The sequence below is a fragment of the Microbispora hainanensis genome (assembly GCF_036186745.1).
Lineage (GTDB): Bacteria > Actinomycetota > Actinomycetes > Streptosporangiales > Streptosporangiaceae > Microbispora.
Genome location: NZ_CP108086.1, coordinates 303,274 through 321,405, shown reverse-complemented (window position 1 = coordinate 321,405; position 18,132 = coordinate 303,274). Strand labels below are relative to the sequence as shown.

Annotated in this window: 17 protein-coding genes; 9 read left to right on the top strand and 8 right to left on the bottom strand. The window is 71.2% G+C overall.

Translation table 11 applies throughout. The annotated features are described in order from the left end of the window. The first annotated feature begins 306 nt into the window (after window positions 1-306). Window positions 307-2,196 carry a glycoside hydrolase family 6 protein gene (locus OHB01_RS01440; RefSeq protein WP_328854832.1) on the top strand — a complete coding sequence of 630 codons (1,890 nt, stop codon included), beginning with the start codon at window positions 307-309 and terminating at the stop codon, window positions 2,194-2,196. A gap of 199 nt (window positions 2,197-2,395) precedes the next feature. Here the strand turns inward: OHB01_RS01440 and OHB01_RS01435 are convergent, their stop codons facing one another. From OHB01_RS01435 to OHB01_RS01420, 4 genes are all read right to left on the bottom strand, one after another. Beyond that, complete coding sequence (locus OHB01_RS01435) at window positions 2,396-2,572, bottom strand: hypothetical protein (protein ID WP_167530540.1); 177 nt, start codon at window positions 2,570-2,572, stop codon at window positions 2,396-2,398. 105 nt (window positions 2,573-2,677) lie between these two features. Next, a complete protein-coding gene (gene dapD, locus OHB01_RS01430; RefSeq protein ID WP_328854831.1) occupies window positions 2,678-3,646 on the bottom strand; it encodes a 2,3,4,5-tetrahydropyridine-2,6-dicarboxylate N-succinyltransferase in 969 nt (322 codons plus the stop codon). A 159-nt stretch (window positions 3,647-3,805) separates the two neighbouring features. Then, a complete protein-coding gene (locus tag OHB01_RS01425; RefSeq protein ID WP_142651051.1) occupies window positions 3,806-4,012 on the bottom strand; it encodes a DUF397 domain-containing protein in 207 nt (68 codons plus the stop codon). Further along, on the bottom strand, window positions 3,999-4,841 hold the full coding sequence (locus OHB01_RS01420) for a helix-turn-helix domain-containing protein (RefSeq protein WP_205830954.1): 843 nt from the start codon (window positions 4,839-4,841) through the stop codon (window positions 3,999-4,001). The genes OHB01_RS01425 and OHB01_RS01420 overlap by 14 nt, the downstream gene beginning before the upstream one ends. Before the next feature lie 229 nt (window positions 4,842-5,070). Between OHB01_RS01420 and OHB01_RS01415 the strand changes: the two genes are divergently transcribed. The 6 genes from OHB01_RS01415 to egtD all read left to right on the top strand — a co-directional run bounded on the left by OHB01_RS01415 (window position 5,071) and on the right by egtD (window position 10,206). Continuing rightward, entirely contained in the window at window positions 5,071-5,289 is a 219-nt protein-coding gene (locus tag OHB01_RS01415; protein ID WP_142651050.1) for a hypothetical protein, read from the top strand. Window positions 5,290-5,417: 128 nt separating this feature from the next. Then, window positions 5,418-5,693 carry a hypothetical protein gene (locus OHB01_RS01410; RefSeq protein ID WP_328854830.1) on the top strand — a complete coding sequence of 92 codons (276 nt, stop codon included), beginning with the start codon at window positions 5,418-5,420 and terminating at the stop codon, window positions 5,691-5,693. A gap of 374 nt (window positions 5,694-6,067) precedes the next feature. Next, the gene (egtA, locus tag OHB01_RS01405; RefSeq protein ID WP_328854829.1) at window positions 6,068-7,204 is read left to right on the top strand and encodes an ergothioneine biosynthesis glutamate--cysteine ligase EgtA; all 1,137 of its coding nucleotides are present in this window, start codon (window positions 6,068-6,070) and stop codon (window positions 7,202-7,204) included. Further along, complete coding sequence (egtB, locus tag OHB01_RS01400; protein ID WP_328854828.1) at window positions 7,201-8,511, top strand: ergothioneine biosynthesis protein EgtB; 1,311 nt, start codon at window positions 7,201-7,203, stop codon at window positions 8,509-8,511. The genes egtA and egtB overlap by 4 nt, the downstream gene beginning before the upstream one ends. Before the next feature lie 3 nt (window positions 8,512-8,514). Then, a complete protein-coding gene (egtC, locus tag OHB01_RS01395; RefSeq protein ID WP_328854827.1) occupies window positions 8,515-9,216 on the top strand; it encodes an ergothioneine biosynthesis protein EgtC in 702 nt (233 codons plus the stop codon). Between the two features lie 9 nt (window positions 9,217-9,225). Beyond that, the gene (egtD, locus tag OHB01_RS01390) at window positions 9,226-10,206 is read left to right on the top strand and encodes an L-histidine N(alpha)-methyltransferase (RefSeq protein ID WP_328854826.1); all 981 of its coding nucleotides are present in this window, start codon (window positions 9,226-9,228) and stop codon (window positions 10,204-10,206) included. Window positions 10,207-10,220: 14 nt separating this feature from the next. On the opposite strand, the gene OHB01_RS01385 is transcribed toward egtD, so the two are convergent. Next, a complete protein-coding gene (locus OHB01_RS01385; protein ID WP_328854825.1) occupies window positions 10,221-11,606 on the bottom strand; it encodes a HAMP domain-containing sensor histidine kinase in 1,386 nt (461 codons plus the stop codon). Between the two features lie 226 nt (window positions 11,607-11,832). On the opposite strand from OHB01_RS01385, the gene OHB01_RS01380 reads away from it, so the two are divergent. Further along, window positions 11,833-12,162, top strand: a complete 330-nt coding sequence (locus OHB01_RS01380; RefSeq protein ID WP_328854824.1) for a hypothetical protein — start codon at window positions 11,833-11,835, stop codon at window positions 12,160-12,162. Here OHB01_RS01380 and OHB01_RS01375 read toward each other — a convergent pair. The 3 genes from OHB01_RS01375 to OHB01_RS01365 form a co-directional block, all read right to left on the bottom strand. After that, window positions 12,141-12,770, bottom strand: a complete 630-nt coding sequence (locus OHB01_RS01375) for a DedA family protein (protein WP_328709382.1) — start codon at window positions 12,768-12,770, stop codon at window positions 12,141-12,143. The genes OHB01_RS01380 and OHB01_RS01375 overlap by 22 nt on opposite strands. Before the next feature lie 268 nt (window positions 12,771-13,038). Continuing rightward, on the bottom strand, window positions 13,039-13,563 hold the full coding sequence (locus OHB01_RS01370; RefSeq protein WP_185948991.1) for a DUF6789 family protein: 525 nt from the start codon (window positions 13,561-13,563) through the stop codon (window positions 13,039-13,041). Window positions 13,564-13,646: 83 nt separating this feature from the next. Next, complete coding sequence (locus OHB01_RS01365) at window positions 13,647-16,631, bottom strand: helix-turn-helix transcriptional regulator (RefSeq protein WP_328854823.1); 2,985 nt, start codon at window positions 16,629-16,631, stop codon at window positions 13,647-13,649. A gap of 352 nt (window positions 16,632-16,983) precedes the next feature. On the opposite strand from OHB01_RS01365, the gene OHB01_RS01360 reads away from it, so the two are divergent. After that, window positions 16,984-18,132: a helix-turn-helix transcriptional regulator gene (locus tag OHB01_RS01360; protein WP_205830423.1), complete on the top strand. Its 1,149-nt coding sequence runs from the start codon at window positions 16,984-16,986 to the stop codon at window positions 18,130-18,132.

Below are 18,132 nucleotides of genomic sequence, written 5' to 3'. Positions count from 1 at the left end.
TGACCAGGTGGCGCCGTGTTCCCGCGTCGCGCGGGTTCCCCGCTTCCGCGCGTCGGGGGCCGGAGGAGACATCCGGCCCCCTGGCCACGCGTTTCGCCTGCGGAAGGGTGAAACTTTCACGAAACACGTAGGTGACTTCAGACGTAACAGCGTGACGGAATCCCTGCTCGGACGCGAAGTGAACGCCGCGCCGCGACTTCGCCGTTCATCCGCCCTTGACGGGTCCCTGTACGGCGCCGGAGGCGGTGCCTATGGTTCGTGGGAGCGCTCCCAAGCGCAGAATTCATCGCCAGGAGGACCTTCCCAATGAGATCCACCCCCCGACCGGGAGCCGTGAGCTCCACGGTGCGCCGCGGCCTGGTCGCGGCGGCCGTGCTCGCGCTCGGTTCCACGGCGGCCGTCGCCACCGCCACCTCGGCGAGTGCCGCGGTCTCCTGCAAAGTCACCTACTCCGCCAGTGAGTGGCAGGGCGGCATGTCCGTCAACCTGACCATTCAGAACCTGGGCGACGCCATCAACGGCTGGACCCTCGCGTTCACGTTCCCGAACAGCAGCCAGAAGGTCACCCAGGGCTGGTCGGGCAACTGGAGCCAGTCGGGCAGCAACGTGACCGTGACCGCCATGGACTGGAACAAGTCCATGCCCACCGGCTCCTCGACGAACATCGGCTTCAACGGCACCTGGTCCGGGAGCAACCCGACGCCGACCGACTTCAAGATCAACGGCGTCTCCTGCAACGGCACCCCGCAGTCGCCGTCGCCCTCGCCGTCGCCGTCCGTCTCGCCCTCGGCCTCTCCCTCGGCCTCTCCCTCGGCTTCTCCCTCGGCCTCCCCGAGCGTGTCCCCGTCGGCCTCGCCCTCCCCGCGGGTCTCGCCGTCGATCTCCCCCTCGCCGTCGCCCTCCCCGTCGACCTCGCCGCCGCCGCCCGGGACCCACGTGGACAACCCGTACTCCGGCGCGACGGGCTACGTGAACCCGGACTGGTCGGCGAGCGCCGCCTCCGAGCCGGGCGGCTCGCGCGTGGCCAACATGTCCACGGCGGTCTGGCTGGACCGCATCGCGGCGATCAGCTCCGGCTCGGCCGGCAACAACAGCATGGGCCTGCGCGACCACCTCGACGAGGCGGTCAGGCAGGACGCGGCCAACGGCAGCACGCCTCTCACGATCCAGGTCGTCATCTACGACCTGCCGAACCGCGACTGCTCGGCGCTCGCCTCCAACGGTGAGCTGAAGATCGCGCAGAACGGCCTCGCACGGTACAAGAGCGAGTACATCGACGTGATCGCCGACATCATGTCGGACTCGAAGTACTCGAACCTCCGCATCGTGACGATCATCGAGCCCGACTCGCTGCCGAACCTGATCACCAACGTGAGCTCGTTCCAGGCGTGTCAGGAGGCCCAGTCCTCGGGCGCCTACGTCCAGGGTGTGCAGTACGCGCTGAACAAGCTGCACGCGATCAAGAACGTCTACACCTACGTGGACGCGGCGCACCACGCCTGGCTCGGCTGGGACAACAACTTCCAGCCGATGGTGAACCTCTTCTACCAGGTCGCCAGCGGCACCACCGCCGGCGTGAACAGCATCGACGGGTTCATCGTCAACACCGCCAACTTCGGCGCGACGGTCGAGCCGTACTTCACCATCAACACCTCGGTGAACGGCCAGTCGGTGCGTCAGTCCCACTGGGTGGACTGGAACTGGTACGTGGACGAGCAGTCCTTCGCGATCGCTCTCCGCAACGCTCTGGTGGCGAAGGGCTTCCCGAACACGCTGGGCATGCTGATCGACACCTCCCGCAACGGCTGGGGCGGTTCGGCCCGGCCGACCGGTCCGAGCACGTCCACCAACGTGGACACGTTCGTCAACGAGTCCCGCGTCGACCGCCGCATCCACGCCGGCAACTGGTGCAACCAGTCCGGTGCCGGTCTCGGTGAGCGTCCGAGGGCGAACCCCGCCACCGGTCTCGACGCCTACGTCTGGATCAAGCCCCCGGGTGAGTCGGACGGCTCCAGCTCCGCCATCGACAACGACGAGGGCAAGGGCTTCGACCGCATGTGCGACCCGACCTACGGCGGTAACAGCCTGAACGGCAACAACCCGAGCGGCGCTCTCGCGAACGCCCCGGTTTCCGGCCACTGGTTCTCCGCTCAGTTCCAGCAGCTCATGCAGAACGCCTACCCGCCCCTCTCGTAACACGAGGCGCGAGTGACAGCGGGCCCCGCCGCATCCGCGGCGGGGCCCGCCCCTTTGTGCGCCCGGTCTTTGTGCGCCCGGTCTTTGTGCGCCCGGTCTTTGCGCGCCCGGTCTTTGTGCGCCCGGTCTTTGCGCGCCCGGTCTTTGCGCGCCCGGTCTTTGCGCGCCCGGTCTTTGCGCGCCCGGTCATGTCGCCGGGTCAGGAGTAGTGGCTCGACCTGCTGCTCCGGGTGAGCTTGAGCACGACCGACACGATCAGCGCGATCGCGCCGATGATGAGAACCCACTTCAGCGCGCCGAAGATGAGCCCGATGACGGAGCCGAGAAGGAAGAAGCCGACGACCACGGCTGCGGCGATGAGGAGAATGCGTCCCATGCCTTCACGGTACGGGCCGCCCTCCCGCCGGTCACAGGGCCGAAGGCCAAGTTCAGGGCAGACTCAGGGTCATCTCAGGGTGGGGGGAGGGGGCCCGCTCCGGCGTCAGTCGTTGGCGTGCAGCGCCGCGTTGAGCTCGATGCCCCTGCTGTCGCGGGACACCGCCTCGACCGCCCCGGTCGTCGAGTTGCGGCGCAGCAGCAGGCCCGACTTGCCCGACAGCTCCCGCGCCTTCACGACCGCCCCGTCCGGCAGCGTGACCTTGGTGCCCGCCGTGACGTACAGCCCGGCCTCCACGACGCAGTCGTCGCCGAGCGAGATGCCGATGCCGGAGTTGGCCCCGAGCAGGCAGCGCTCGCCGATCGAGATGACCTCCTTGCCGCCGCCGGACAGCGTCCCCATGATCGAGGCGCCGCCGCCCACGTCGGACCCGTCGCCCACGATCACCCCGGCCGAGATGCGGCCCTCGACCATGGACGCGCCGAGCGTGCCGGCGTTGTAGTTGACGAAGCCCTCGTGCATGACGGTGGTGCCGCTCGCCAGGTGGGCGCCGAGCCGTACGCGGTCGGCGTCGGCGATCCGCACCCCGGAGGGCAGCACGTAGTCGACCATGCGGGGGAACTTGTCCAGGCCGTACACGGTCACCGGGCCCCGGGCCCGCAGGCGCAGCCGTACCTCCTCGAACCCCTCCACCTTGCACGGGCCGTGGTTGGTCCACACGACGTTGGACAGCAGCCCGAAGATCCCGTCGAGGTTGAGCGCGCGCGGCCGGACCAGGCGGTGGGACAGCAGGTGCAGACGCAGGTACACGTCATGCGTGTCGGCCGGCGGGGCAGACAGGTCGGCGATGCCGGTGCGCACGGCCACGACCTCGACGCCCCGGGCGGCGTCGGGGCCGACGAGGGCCGCCATGGCCGGGTCGAGCTTGTCGCCCGCGATCCGCTCGGTGCCCACGGCCGGGGGCTCGCCCAGCGCCGGGGAGGGGAACCAGGTGTCCAGCACGGTGCCGTCCGCGGCGATCGTGGCAAGGCCGATGCCGTACGCACCCGAGGTGGTGGAGTCGATAGCTGTCATGTGCACCAACGCTACCGGCTCACGGCGAAAGATCCCCAGGACGGACGACGCGGGCGGCGCTGCGGATCGCCGCGAACAGGTGCTCGGGCCACTCGGTCAGGGATCGACGCCCGTCACGTGACAGAAGGGGCACGCCGCACCTGGTCGGTCGCCGGGTGATCAGCTGCCGAACTCGCCCTTCTTGACACCCGCGATGAAGGCGCTCCACTCGCTCGGGGTGAAGGCCAGGACCGGGCCCGTGCGGTCCTTGCTGTCCCGTACGGCCACCACCCCCGGCAGGTTCGTCGCCACCTCGACACAGTTGTTCCCGCCACCGCTGTAGCTGGATTTACGGAACTCGGCACCGGACAGATCAGGGGAGATCATGTTCACTCCTCGCCGCAGTTATGAGCTCTGCTGACTTCTCGGGGGACAGGCATATGTTGAGGATGCGTTCGAATGTCAGCATAAGCCGCCGTACTTGATCGGTCGCCTCTACGTACACGTCGCCGGCTGGCCCTTCGACGTATCCGACGTCAGGATCCTCGTCGTCGAAACTCAGCACGGAGAAGCCTCCCTCCATGCCGCCGTGGGCGCCGGCCGCCAGCGGAAGGACCTGGATAGTGACGTTCGGCCAAGCCGCGACTTGGAGGATGTGATCAAGCTGGCGTGCCGTGAGGCCCGGTGATCCGACGGGCTTGTGCAGGATGCCCTCGTCGAGCAGAGCGTGCACAGTAGGGGCGTGAGAGCCGAGAAGGTTGATCTTGCGTGCCATGCGGGCGTCCACGCGCCGGTCGATGTCCGGCGAAGCAAGTTCGGGTCTTGTAGCGCAGATGATCTCGCGGGCGTAATCCTCGCTTTGGAGCAGGCCGGGAACCAGCGTAGGTTCCCACATTCGGATGGCCGTCGCCTCGCTTTCCAGCGCGATGTAGGAGCCGGTGAAGACGTCGCTGTAGGCGGTCCACCAGCCTCGTTTGCCGGCGTCCTTGCCGAGCTGGATCAGGCCAGCCTTCCCGCTGCTGTCCACGCCGTACAGATCGCAGGCGTTGCCGATGTCCTCCGCGCTCGGCAGCAGCCGCGCGTTCTCGACGCGATTGAGCTTCGAACGGCTCCACCCAAGCTGGTGGGCTGCCACCTCGGGTGAGAGACCCGTCTGCTCACGGAGTCGCCGCAGTTCGCGACCCAATCGGCGGTGTCTCACAGTGGGACTTCTCATCACCAAGCCCTTGGATAGTCATGATCGCGTGAAGATTGCCCGCACAGTTCCTTGCCATCTCGCACTGTGCGAGCCATGATGTCGCAGAGCGGACACGAACAGTAAAAGAATGATGACAGAGGGGAGCGGCTAAGCAAAGTCATCGCCATCAGAGGCGATACAAGGACGGACCCGCCCGTCGCGGGCACGATCGGACGGGTCCTTGATCAGGAAGCGAGGTTCCTGACCCATGACCCAAGATAGGGCCGCTGCGCCCGGCACGGAGTTCGCCGGGTGGCGGATCATGAGGAGCGACGCCGGCCGCTTCTGGGCGAGCCGTGAACGGCCGTTCCCATCGGAGGCCGAGCAGGCGGGTGCTTGCCGTACCGTCGACGCCGACAACCTGCGCGAACTGTGTCAGGCCATCGCGGAACAGGAGAGCCTGGCCGAGATGGCGGTGCTCCGATGATCGGAAACCGCATCACGACGTCCGCCGGAGTCGGCCTCCGCAATCGGAAGGGACCAGCTACGTGGGGCATGCCTTTCCGGCCGGGCCGTACGGCTGAGCGTTCGCGCCGGTCGTGCCCGCCCTGGTGCGTGGAGCCCCACATCGATGAGCCTCCTGGTGAGCGCATTCACAACGCCTGGCTGCGGTCCATCGAGCTGAACGCGATCCCCCTGGCCGGGCAGCCGCAGTGGATGTGGATCGATCTCAGCCTCGGGCCGGGTGACGCCGAGCCCCGCGTCCACCTGAGCATCGAGGATCGCTCCTTTGTAGAGCTGACGATAGGCGAGGCGCGGAGCGTCGGAACGCATCTGATCGGCCTGGCCGCTATCGGTGTGATGGAGATCCCGCCGACGTCGCCCGTCTGATCCTCGTACGCAACGTACATCCCCTCTCAAGCCTGCCGGTCGTTGCCGCCCGCGACCGGCAGGCTCGGGCGGTCTACGCGCACAATCCGGGCGCCGTGGGCGTCGGCGCGACGCTCCTCCGCTACGCCGGGGGTTCTGTGGGTCCCCGGCGTGATCGGCCTCGCCCGCCTCGTACGGCGGAAGGGCGTGGTGCTCGCCAAGGTGGCGGGCGTGGGTGCGGCCCTCGGTGATCCGGATGCGTGACGAGGGCTGATCGGCGGGGTGTGACGCCCGATAGCTACCTGTTTGGATGGGTTTCAGGTTGAATGGGGCAATTACGGGGAAAGCTGACTCGGCGCGACATAGTCGGCAGACCTCGGCCCGATGGGGGGCGAATGACCGACGTGCAGAGGTACGCCAGGGACTGCTTCCGCGGGGTCACCTCCGACCGGTTGGGCGTCGAGCTGGAGTTCCTGGTCTTCGACGCGGACAACCCCATGCTTCCCGTCCCCATCGCCCGGATCGCGGGGGCGCTTCCCACGCTCACGGGCGGCAGCCGGGTGACGTTCGAGCCGGGCGGGCAGCTCGAACTGTCCGCCCCGCCCGACGTCCTGCCCGTCGCCGTCGCCAGGCTCACCGCCGACGTCGACGCCGTACGGCTCGCGCTCGCCCGGGCCGGGCTGCGGCTGGGCGGCCGGGGCCTGGACACCCTGCGCCCGGCCGTGCGGCAGTTACGAGAGCCCAGGTATGAGGCGATGGCCGCGTTCCTGGAACGGCCGCACGGCCTGACGATGATGTGCTCGACGGCGTCGATCCAGGTCAACCTGGACTTCGGCGCCGACCCCCGGGCCCGCTGGGAACGCGCCCACGCGCTCGGCCCGGTGCTGGTGGCGGCCTTCGCCAACTCGCCCTTCGACGGGTGGGCCTCCGGCCGCCAGGCCGTGTGGGGCAGGCTCGACCCGAGCAGGACCGCGCCGGTCGCCCGGGACTTCGACGGGCGCGGCGACCCGGTGGGCGACTGGGCGCGCTACCTCCTCGACGCCCGGCTGATGCTGGTCCGGGGGTCCGGCGGGCTCCGGCCGGTGCTCGACGGCTCGGCGTTCCGCGACTTCGCGCGCGTGGCCGGGCGGCCTCCCGGCGAGGCCGACCTCGCCTACCACGCCACCACGCTCTTCCCGCCCGTACGGCCCCGGGGCTGGCTGGAGGTGCGCTACCTCGACGCGCAGGGGGCCGCCGAGTGGCCCGTGTGCGTGGCCGTCGTCCACGCGCTCGTCACCGACGACAGGGCCGCCGCGATCGCCATGGAGGCGGCCCGGCCGGTCGCCCACCGATGGGCGGACGCCGCCCGTCTCGGTCTCGCCGACCCCGGCCTGCGCCGGTCGGCCTCGGCCTGCTTCCGCGCCGCCGCCGAGGCCCTGCCCCGCCTCGGGGCCGAGCCCGCGCTGGTCGCCCGGGTCCGCGCGTTCGCCTCTCGGCACATCGAGTCCGGCCGATCGCCGGCCGCCGATCAGATGGAGGAGATACTCGCGTGACCGATCTCGACGCCGTTCTCGGCAACGCCGGCCCGACCGGCCTGAAGGAGCGGATCGCGGCCGAGCTCGCCGCCGTACGCGAGCGGTCGCTGGCCTACACCGACGCCGACGACGACCTGCTCGTGCGCCAGCACTCGCCGCTGATGTCGCCGCTGGTCTGGGACCTCGCCCACGTCGGCAACTACGAGGAGCTGTGGGTGCTGCGCGAGGTGGGCGGCATCGAGCCGCTGCGCCCGGAGATCGACCAGCTCTACGACGCGTTCAGACACCCGCGCAAGGACCGGCCGTCCCTCCCGCTGCTCGGCCCGGCCGAGGCCAGGAAGTACGTCTCCGGCGTACGCGGCCGGGTGCTCGACGTCCTCGACCAGGTGGACCTGACCGACCCCGATCCGCTGCGGTCCGGCGGCTACGTCTTCGGGCTGGTGCTGCAGCACGAGCACCAGCACGACGAGACCATGCTCGCCACGATCCAGCTGTCCCGGCGGCCCGGCCTGGTCCGCGACGGGGAGCTGCCGCCGGGCAGGCCCGCCGCCGACCCCGAGGTCCACATCCCCGGCGGCGTCTTCAGGATGGGCACCGACACCATCGGCTGGGCGTACGACAACGAGCGGCCGGCCCACCGGCTCTACCTGCCGGGCTACCTGATCGACCGCCACCCCGTCACCAACGGGGCCTACATGGAGTTCATCGAGGACGGCGGCTACCGCGACCCGCGCTGGTGGCTGCCCCAGGGGTGGGAGTGGGCCGAGCGCAACGGCGTGGAGGCCCCGCTATTCTGGACGCGCGACGGCGGCACCTGGTGGCGGGTCCGGTTCGGCCGGGAGGAGCCGGTGCCGCCGGACGAGCCGGTGCAGCACGTCTCCTGGTACGAGGCCGACGCGTACGCCCGGTGGGCGGGCAAGCGCCTGCCGACCGAGGCCGAGTGGGAGAAGGCGTGCGGCGGCCGCAGGTATCCCTGGGGCGAGGCCGACCCCGGCCATCTCGGGCGCTGGGCCAACCTCGGCCACCGCGCCGCCCGGCCCGCGCCCGCCGGGGCGTTCCCGGACGGCGCGAGCCCGTACGGCGTGGAGCAGCTCATCGGGGACGTGTGGGAGTGGACCGACTCGTGGTTCCAGCCCTATCCCGGCTATCGGTGCTTCCCCTACGAGGAGTACAGCAAGGTCTTCTTCGGGGAGACCTACCGGGTGCTGCGCGGCGGGTCGTGGGCCACCCATCCGTCCGCCGTCCGCACGACCTTCCGCAACTGGGACTACCCGATCCGGCGGCAGATCTTCGCCGGCTTCCGCTGCGCCCGCTCCGAGGAGTGAGGGATGTGCCGCCACGCGGCGTGGCTGGGCCCGGTGCGGTCCCTGACCACGCTCATCAACGACCCCGCGCACGGCCTACTGCACCAGTCGTACGCGCCGCGCCTGCAGAAGTACGGCACGGTGAACGCCGACGGGTTCGGCTTCGGCTGGTATGACGGGTCCCGGCCCGTGCGCTACCGCCGTACGGTGCCGATCTGGGCGGACGCCAACGTGCCCGGCCTGGCCGGGGCGGCCCGCTCGCACTGCATGATCGCGGCGGTGCGGTCGGCCACGGCCGGGATGCCGATCGAGGAGACGGCCACCGCGCCGTTCGCCGACGGGCCCTGGCTGCTCAGCCACAACGGCAGGGTCGGGCGCGAGGCCGTGCGGCCACTCGCGCCCGACGCGGAGAGCGTGTGCGACTCGGCATGGCTCGCCGCGGCCGTGTTCGCCCGGTTGCGTGACGGCCTGCCGCTCGCCGGCGTCCTGCCCGCCGTGGTCCGGGCGGCGTCCGAGGAGGACCCGGAGGCCCGGCTCAACCTGCTCGTCACGGGAGGTTCCCACCTGGCCGCCGTCGCGTGGGGCGACACGTTGTTCACGCACCTGGAGGAGGGGGTGCTGGTCGCGAGCGAGCCCCTGGACGACCGGCCGGGCTGGCGGGCGGTGCCCGACCGGAGCCTGCTGCTCGCGTCCCCCGACGGCGTTTCGGTGACACCGATCGATTGAGAGGCGACCATGGTTACCGATCATCTCGGCGGCGACTATCTGCGCCAGGCTCTGGAGAACGACGTGCGCGCCGGGCTCACCTCGTCGCCCAAGTGGCTGCCCCCCAAGTGGTTCTACGACGCCGCGGGCAGCGAGCTGTTCTCCCGCATCACCCGGCTGGCGGAGTATTACCCCACCCGGTGCGAGCTGGAGATCCTGCGCCGCCGCGCCGTCGACGTCGCCGGCCTCAGCCGGGCCGACACGCTCGTCGAGCTGGGCTCGGGCACGAGCGAGAAGACCGTGCTGCTGCTCGACGCGCTGGCCAACGCGGGCACGCTGCGGGCCTACACGCCGGTCGACGTGGACGCCGTCACGCTGGAGGCGGCGGCCGGGCGGCTCGCCGTACGCTATCCCGGCCTGGACGTGCGGCCGGTGCGTGCCGACTTCGAACAGCACCTGGCGCTGCTGCCGAGGACCGGCAGGCGGCTGGTGGCGTTCCTCGGCGGCACGATCGGCAACCTCCCGCCCGCCGCGCGGGAGGTGTTCCTCAAGGAGCTGCGGGCCACGCTGCGGCCGGGCGACACCCTGCTGCTCGGCGCCGACCTGGTGAAGGATCCCGCCCGCCTGGTCAGGGCGTACGACGACCCGCAGGGGGTGACGGCCGCCTTCAACCGCAACGTGCTGCGCGTGCTCAACCGGGAGCTGGACGCCGGGTTCGAGCCGGAGGCGTTCGAGCACGTCGCGCTGTGGGACGACGACAACGAGTGGATCGAGATGCGGCTGCGGGCCACTCGGCCCATGGAGGTGCCGATCAGGGCGCTCGGCCTCACGATCCCGTTCGCCGAGGGCGAGGAGACGCGTACGGAGATCAGCGCCAAGTTCCGCAGGGAGGGCATGCTCGACGAGCTGTCCCGGGCCGGGTTCGCGGTCTGCCGCTGGTACACCGACAGTTCCGGCGACTTCGCGTTGACCCTGGCCGCGGCCGGTGACGCCCAAAGCATCACCGGATAAGCGTCACCTGAGCGTCACCGGGTGAGCTGCGCCCTGGCGCTCGCGAGCAGCGGCAGGCGCAGGACGAAGCGGGCCCCGCGCGGGGAGTCCTCGATCCGCAGCGTCCCATGGTGCGCGTCCGCCGTGAGGCGGCACAGGGCGAGGCCGAGCCCGGTGCCCTTGGGGTCGCGGCGGCGGCCGTCCTTCAGGCGGACGAACGGCTCGAAGACCCGCTCGCGGTCCTCCGGCGCGATGCCGTCGCCGTCGTCGAGCACGGTGACGACCGCGTCGTCCCCGGCCCGCCCGACGATGACGTCGACCTTGCTGCAGGCGTGGCGCTGCGCGTTGACCAGCAGGTTGGTCAGCACGCCGCACAGCTGGACCCGGTTGCCGAGGACGGTCACCTCGTCTTCGGCCTCGACGTGCACGTGCACGGGCACGCCGTTCGTGCGGGCGGCGGCCTCCTCGCGTGCGATCGCCGCGAGGTCCACCGGCTCGTGTTCCGCCGCCGCGGACGTGCGGACCCGGGCGACCGTGAGCATCTCGTCGATGATCGCCTGGCACCGCTCGGTGGTCCGCACCGCCGTACGGATCGTCTCGTAGGGGTCGGTGTCCTCACGGTAGAGCAGAGCCTCCTCAAGTTGCGTGCGCAGCCCGGCGAGCGGGGTCCGCAGCTCGTGGGAGACCATCGAGGCGAAGTGCCGCTGCTGACGCACCGAGACGTCGAGGCGGTCGAGGAAGCTGTTGGAGGCCCGCGCGAGCTCGGCGATCTCGTCGCGCCCGGGCGGCTGGGGAACGCGCAGGCTGAGGTCGCGCACGCTGATCTCGGTCACCTTCTCGCGGATCTCTCTGACCGGACGCAGCGTGCGGCCTGTGGCACGCCAGCTCGCCCAGGTCCATCCGGCGGTCATCATCAAAACTCCGATCGCGATGAACAGTTCCAGCCGATGCGTGGCCAGGAGGCCGGGCTCGGCCCTCCCCGCGTACACGGCGTGGGGCTCGCCGCCCCAGAACAGCCGGGACTGCACCGGCAGGACCCGTACGGCGGTGAGCACGATGCACCGGTCGCCGTCGGGGCACTCGATGCGGTACTGCAGCCGGTCCTCGCCCCCGGGGAAGGGGGACGTCAGCGGGGCCTGGCCGCTCGCCGCCCGGCTCGCGGTGATCACCCGGTTGCGGGAGTCGACGAGCTGCACCAGGTCCGCGTGGCCGGCCGGCGGCTCGGGGACGCCGTTGGGGCCCATCCCGGCGATCCAGTCGGTCGCGACCCGCTGGGTCTCGATGAAGAGATGGCTGTGGATCCGGCTGCGGATGGCGAGGTCGAGGCCGAACCCGATCACCGTGAGGACGATGAGGGACAGGACCGCGCTCATCAGGGCGGTCTGCGCCTGGATCGAGCGCGGGCGTAGAGGCAAAGGCATGTGCCGGCCCGCCATGACCCCTCCATCCGTGTACGCAATGCAATGGCTAGGAAAAAATCTTAATAAGGGATATCCGGGAACGACGACTCCTGAACGTGTCAAATGGAAACCCTTGCGAGAACAAGGCGAAGGATCGACGTCGTCTTTGCCTGATCAACCATTTGCGCTGGTAGACGGCTTGGCAGATGCTTTTCCAAATGTGACGGATGGTTTTCGTGCGAAAATCGTGCTCGCTCCGGCGGCGAGGACGAGACAGGCGGCGACCACGGCCGCGATCGCCGGCCAGGGGACGACGACCAGGGGAACTGCCGCGCCCGCCTTCTGCGCCAGCCCGGCGCGCATTCCGAGCAGCGCGGGAACGGCCACGACGAGACCGAGCACGGCGCCGATCCCGGTGACGAGCGCCGCCTCGGCCGCCGCCGCCTCGGCCGCCGCCGCCTCGGCCGCCGCCGCCATGGCCAGGCCGCCCGCGACCGACACGGCGCCCGTGATCCACCACGCCGACGACCACCGCCGGGTGCTCGCCGTGCTCGCCTACCTGCGCGCCGCCGTCTGAGCGGGTTCCGGGGACGGCGCGGGCAGACGCCGGGCGGCGCGCCGCTTCCTGAGCCATCTCACCAGCTCGGCGACCGCGGTGATCGACAGCACGATGCCGAGGCCGAGGAGCAGGCCCTTGATCGGGTCGTTCTCGAACGCCATCCCGCCGAAGAAGCCGATCAGCCCGGAGTACACCGCCCACGAGCCCGCCGCGATCGCGTCGAAGAACGTGAACGAGCGCAGCGGATGCCGTACGGCGCCCATGGTGAGCGTGGTCGCGGTGCGCCCGCCGGGGATGTACCTGGCCACGACCAGGACGAGACCGCCCCGCTCGGCCAGCGTGTCGCGCGCCCAGACGAACGGCTTCGTGTTCCGCAGCCTGCCCGCCGACCTGCTGCCGATCAGATAGGAGACGTGGTCACCCGCGCACGCACCGAGAGCCGCGACAACGATGACCAGGGCCAGGTTGGTCTCGCCCGACGCGGCGAACACCGCGGCGGTGATCACCGAGGTCTCGGCCGGAACGACCGGGAAGAACCCGTCGAGCAGCGCCAGGGCGAACAGCGCCACGTACAGCCAGGGCGATGACATCACCTGGTGGACCAGGTCGAGGATGGCGTGCGTCATGGGCGTGACTCCGATCGTTGGACACCCGTAAACCGTGTCGGCCTGGGGGCATCGGAGACATCCGGGAGATCCCGGATCGGACGCGGGCCCATCCCTCAACCGGGATCAGGGCCGGCACCCCGTGAAGCTGGGAACGCCGCAGGTCACGGCACATCGGACTGCACGTCACCGCCTGCATCCACCTGAAGGGCGGGCGGCGGCCCTGCCGGACGGGCCGTCGGCGAGGTATCCCGAAGTCGGCTTCTGGTAACCGGACGAGCGGCCGGGATCAGCGTGCGGCGGCCGGCTCGGGGGTGGGCATGACGCGCCGGACCTGCTCGCGCATGCCGGGCGCGAGCTCGGCCGCCATCTGCCCCTTGTCGGTGCGCAGCCGGTTGAGCGCGAAGGCGAGCGCGGTGCCCCACAGCAGGTGTCCCGCCAGCAGCGCGGCCTGGCGGCCGGGGCGGTCCTTCGGGACCGGCGGGTACGCGCCGATGCTCGGCGCCATGCCCTGATAGCCGAAATACCACACCAGCAACCCGTACGCCGTGCCGATCGGGACGGGCACCCGCTGCCCGGCCGACAGCAGGCCGAGCACAGAACCACAGGAGGAGCCGAACGCGAAGTGCGCGATCGTGCCCAGCACGTTCTCGCCCCTCCTGGGCTTGTCCCGCCCGGAAAGGGACAGCCGTGCGAACCGCCGCGGCGGCGGCTCCTCCAGCAGGCCGGCCCTGTCCGCCGCCATCAGCATCGCGCTGTACACCGCCGTCGCAAGCGCGCCGCCGACGGCGCCGTTCACCAGGTTGCGCATCATGAGGAGGCTTTTCCCACCCGGGCCGGATCACCTGCCCTCGCGGTGCCCCGTTCTCGGTAAACAATCAAGGCCCAGCGGCGCGGTCACGATTTCGCGGACGTCGCGTAGAGCGCGCGGGCGACCCCGACACGATTGGACACGCCGAGCTTGGCGAAGATCCGCGACAGGTGCATCTCCACGGTCTTCTGGGTGACGTAGAGCCGATCGGCGATCTCCCGGTTCTTCAGCCCTTCGCTGACCAGCCGGGCGATCTGCCGTTCGCGTTCGGTGAGGAGGGCGGCGCCGGGCAGGCCGCCGGGCGGGCCGGAGGGCATCAGCGACTCCGTGACGACGTGCTCGGTCACCGCTGCGGTCATGTCTGTGGCGCTCGTCGGTCGTGCGGCCGGACCGGTGAGCACAGGCTGTTCCCGGCCGCACCTGTTCGCCGCCTCCGCAACGCCTCTGGCCCGCGCCGCGTCCCACGCCAGCCCGGCGGCGTCCAGCGTCGCGGCGGCTTCGAACGCGGCCTTCGCCCCGGCCACCGCCTCGGCCGCCGCATCGGTGGCGGCGAGGACCTGTGCCCGGGCGAGCAGCGCGACGGCCGCGGGCACGGGGGAGTCGAACCGCGCGGCGAGAGCCTCGGCCGCGGTGGCCCATCGGGAGGCCACGTCGGGCCGCCCGGCGTCGAGCGCCGCGCGGGCGAGCAGTTCGTATCGCCGCACCGTCGGACCCGCCGCGCGGTCGTCGCCGGCGATATCGAGCAGACTCCGGCAGCCGTCGGGATCGCCCGCGGCCAGCCTCGCCTCCGCGACCATCTCGGTGGCCAGTGCCCCGGGCCACCCTCGCACGACCGGCGGGCCGGACGCCGCCAGGCGGCGTCGCAGGGTGTCGAGGTCGCCCACGCGGGCCGCGACCAGGCAGCGCGCCGCCTGCGCGTAGGAGCGGAGGGCGGTGCTCCCCGACAGCCAGGCCGCCTGCGCGGCCTCGTCGGCGCTCTCCTGGGCCGCCGCGAGCCGGTCGCCGGCGCACAGCGCCATGACACGCGCCACCAGCGCCTGGCATTCGACGGCCCACCGGCCCGTCGACCGGCTGACGGCCACGGCACGATCGAGATGCCGAATCGCGTCGTGGGGGCGTTCGAGGAGAAGCGCGGCCCAGCCGATCCAGAGCGGCGCGTCGGGCCGCGCGGCGAGCTCGTCGTCGGTGAGGGCGCCGAAGACCGCGGCGGCCCGGGGGAGTTCGCCGAGTCCTCCCGCCGACGGCGTCGCCGAGAGCACGGCCGCGACGGCGAGCGTCCCCCGGGCCGCGCAGCCCAGCAGGCGAAGGCCGAGCCGATCGGCCATGCGGCAGGCGCGTGCGGCGTCGTCGCACGCCACGGCGGGGTCTCCGCTCGCCGTTTCGAGCCACGCCTGCTCGTACGACAGGATCGCGCGATCGGCCTCGTGCCGGGTGTGCGCGAGCTCGGCGCGTACGAGGACGCGCGCTTCGCCGGATCGGCCCACAGCGTGCAGAAGATGGGCACGCTCCGCGACCACCGTGGTGCGCAGGCCGGAGACGCCGGGCGGGAGCGACCGCAGGGCCTCGCCCAAGGCGTCGGACGCCGGTTCCGGCTGCCCCGCCGACACGCAGGCTCTGCCGAGCGCGAGCAGCAGGCCGACGCGGCCGTCGGGATGATCGTCGTCATCGCCGGGAAGCAGGTCGAGGGCCGCCCGCCGCCATTGGGCCGCCCGCCGGGGACATGTCGCCTCGATCTCGTCGGCGGCCACGGCGAGCAGCGCGACCGCCGTGCGGTCGCGCGAGGTGGCGATTCGCGTGACGTGCGGCGCCCTCTCGACCGCCCTCTCGACCGCCCTCTCGACCGCCCTCTCGACGGGCATCCCGGCGGGCATCTCGGCGGGCATCCCGGTGGCGACGGCGGGCGTCCGGCCGCCGGTCAGCAGGCGGGCCACCCGTGCGTGCGCGGCGAGCCGCCAGCCGGGGCTCACGCCGTGGTAGACGGCGCGGCGCACCAGTGGGTGCCGGAACCCGAAACGTCCGGTGCCCGCCACGAGACGGATGAGGTCGTGGGAGGCGATCTCGTCGATGGCAGGATAGGCGTCGTCCTCGTCGAGCTCGGCGACCGCGGCCACCAACGGCACGGTGAGAGGATCGCCGAGCACCGAACACGCGGCGACGACCAGCCTGCTCGTGTCCGACAGGCGGGCGACCTCGGCGGTCACGCCCGAGGCGAACCACGGCGGCACCGGGGCGATGTCGGCCTCGTCGATGCCGGGCGGGCCGCCGTCCAGCAGATCGGTCAGGGCCGCGAGATAACCCGGATTGCCCTCGCTCGCGCGGTACAGATCCCTGCGCCATCGCACGGGCAGGTCCTCGTCGATCAGCGCGAGGGCGTCGCTCTCCGCCAGCGGTTCCAGGTGCAGACGGGTGAGCTCCCGCGCCGTGTCCGCGGCGGCGCGCAGCCGCGGGGACGCCTGCCGGGGCCGGTGCGCGAAGGCCAGGAGCACAGGGGCGCGCGGCGGCGTGGACAGCAGCCGCGACACCACGTCGATGGTGCCCGCGTCGGCGTGATGCAGATCGTCGAGGACGAGGGCGATCGGCCGCGACGCGGCGAGAGTCTCCAGGAGCATGCGTACGGCGTGGCCGGCGCGGCGGGGCGCGGCGGCCTCCGGCGGCGCGCAGCCGCCCGCGGCAAGGGAGGGAAAGACAGCCGCCAGCACGTCCCCGTGGACCGTCGTCAGCCCCTCTGGCCGTACGCTCCGCATGGTGGCGGAGAGCGGACCGTCCAGAGCGTCGACGATCGCTCCGAACGCCAGATCGCCGTCGGCCGGGTGCGGCCGTCCGGTGAACACGGCGGCTCCCGCCGCCTGTGCGATGCGGGTCACCTCGGCGAGCACCGCGGTCTTGCCGATTCCGGGATCTCCGCTGATTTCGACGAGAGCGGAGCGGCCCTCCGACAAGCGGGAAACGGCCGCTTCGATCTCCCGGTGTTGTGCCTCCCGTCCGATGAGCGGACCCGCCGACCGACATCGATTCGGCGCCGCAGCGGTCGTGTTTTCGGGTGCCGGATACCACCCTGACAGCGCACTCATTTCTGTCACTCAATGGCCTCGCACTCTTGTCGCGGTGCTTGCTAACCGGATTTCGGGCACGGTTGTGAAACGATCGGAGGGGTTGTGGGAGCGCTCCCACAATGTTTACAGAATTGTCCGCGGAATGTCAGTGGCCGCTGAGTGGCAAGAAATGTCCTGGCAGGTTGTTGTCAGCCGCCTGCTTTGGCCTGCGTCGTGAAAGTGGCGCCGCCGCCCGCGCGTCCACGCTCCGTAAGGGTGCGGCGACGTGGTGTGGGACCGGTCCACAAGTCCGCCGACATGCTCCGGTTGCCAAAGCAGATGGCAACCGGAGCCGCGGAGACGGGTCGGCGGGCCAGCCTTAATATGACGGGTGTCCGGCAGGCTGCCGCGGCCTTCTGTGCCGGATAACTGCCATGTGACGCGGTACAGCGATCTGCCGGCGGTGTACGAGGGAAATGGCATGTGGATTCGCAGGCATTGCCGTAATAGCGTGTTGCAGGGTTTCGGTTTGGACGCGACCAGCGAATCGGTTTACCTCACCATCCTGGCCGAGCCCGACAGCACGGTCGCCGACCTGGCGCTGCGGCTGGACCTGGACGAGGATGACGTCCGGGCCGCGCTGGACTGTCTGCGACGGCTCTCGCTGTTGCGGCCGTCGCGGGATAGCCCGGGGGCGTTGTGCCCGGTGAGCCCGGAAATCGCCTTGGAAGCCCTCGTCAAACACCAAGAGGCCGAGCTGGTCCGGCAGCAGAACCAGATCGCGGAGAGCCGGGCGGCGATCGCCGTGCTGGCGGCCGAGTATGCGATCACGCGGCACGCGTCCGGCGACGTCCTCGAACGCCTCGCGGACATCGACGCGGTCCGTGAGCGGTCGGTGCAACTGGCGCGTGACGCGCGCCACGAGTTCCTGTCCCTGATGCCGATCGGCGCGCAGTCCGCCGAGGGCATGACGGCGAGCCGGTCGGCGGACACGCAGATGCTGGAACGCGGAGTGGACGTGCGCACCCTCTGCCTCGACACGATCGATCGGGATCCGGCCACGTCGGGGTACGCTCACCGGCTCATCCGGCTCGGCGCCCGGGTGCGCACCGTTCCGGTGCTGCCCATCCGGATGATCATCGTGGACCGGGAGGTGGCGATGGTCCCGGTCGACTCGGAGCGCACCGCGCTGGGCGCGGTCCTGGTCCGCGGCGCGGGCATCGTCGTGGCGATGCGCACGCTGTTCGACCTGCTGTGGGAACGCGGCCGGGACTTCGGCGCGCCCCGGGCGCGCGACCGCCACGGCCTCACCGGCCAGGAGCGCGAACTGCTGAGGTTCCTGTACGAGGGGCACACCGACGAGGTGGTCGCGCGCAAACTCGGGATCTCCATCAGGACGTGCCGCCGGATCACGGCCGACCTGATGAACCGGCTGGGCGCCCGCAGCCGGTTCCAGGCCGGGGCACAGGCGGCGGAACGCGGCTGGTTCCACTACCCCGTGCCCGAAACCGACGTGTGCCTGGACGCGCCGTTGTCGTGA

Bases quoted from the DNA above. Each gene is read 5' to 3' on its own strand.
- OHB01_RS01440 (WP_328854832.1), top strand. From the start codon at position 307: ATGAGATCCACCCCCCGACCGGGAGCCGTGAGCTCCACGGTGCGCCGC.
- OHB01_RS01435 (WP_167530540.1), bottom strand. From the start codon at position 2,572: ATGGGACGCATTCTCCTCATCGCCGCAGCCGTGGTCGTCGGCTTCTTC.
- dapD (WP_328854831.1), bottom strand. From the start codon at position 3,646: ATGACAGCTATCGACTCCACCACCTCGGGTGCGTACGGCATCGGCCTT.
- OHB01_RS01425 (WP_142651051.1), bottom strand. From the start codon at position 4,012: ATGATCTCCCCTGATCTGTCCGGTGCCGAGTTCCGTAAATCCAGCTAC.
- OHB01_RS01420 (WP_205830954.1), bottom strand. From the start codon at position 4,841: ATGAGAAGTCCCACTGTGAGACACCGCCGATTGGGTCGCGAACTGCGG.
- OHB01_RS01415 (WP_142651050.1), top strand. From the start codon at position 5,071: ATGACCCAAGATAGGGCCGCTGCGCCCGGCACGGAGTTCGCCGGGTGG.
- egtA (WP_328854829.1), top strand. From the start codon at position 6,068: ATGACCGACGTGCAGAGGTACGCCAGGGACTGCTTCCGCGGGGTCACC.
- egtC (WP_328854827.1), top strand. From the start codon at position 8,515: ATGTGCCGCCACGCGGCGTGGCTGGGCCCGGTGCGGTCCCTGACCACG.
- egtD (WP_328854826.1), top strand. From the start codon at position 9,226: ATGGTTACCGATCATCTCGGCGGCGACTATCTGCGCCAGGCTCTGGAG.
- OHB01_RS01385 (WP_328854825.1), bottom strand. From the start codon at position 11,606: ATGCCTTTGCCTCTACGCCCGCGCTCGATCCAGGCGCAGACCGCCCTG.
- OHB01_RS01375 (WP_328709382.1), bottom strand. From the start codon at position 12,770: ATGACGCACGCCATCCTCGACCTGGTCCACCAGGTGATGTCATCGCCC.
- OHB01_RS01370 (WP_185948991.1), bottom strand. From the start codon at position 13,563: ATGATGCGCAACCTGGTGAACGGCGCCGTCGGCGGCGCGCTTGCGACG.
- OHB01_RS01365 (WP_328854823.1), bottom strand. From the start codon at position 16,631: ATGAGTGCGCTGTCAGGGTGGTATCCGGCACCCGAAAACACGACCGCT.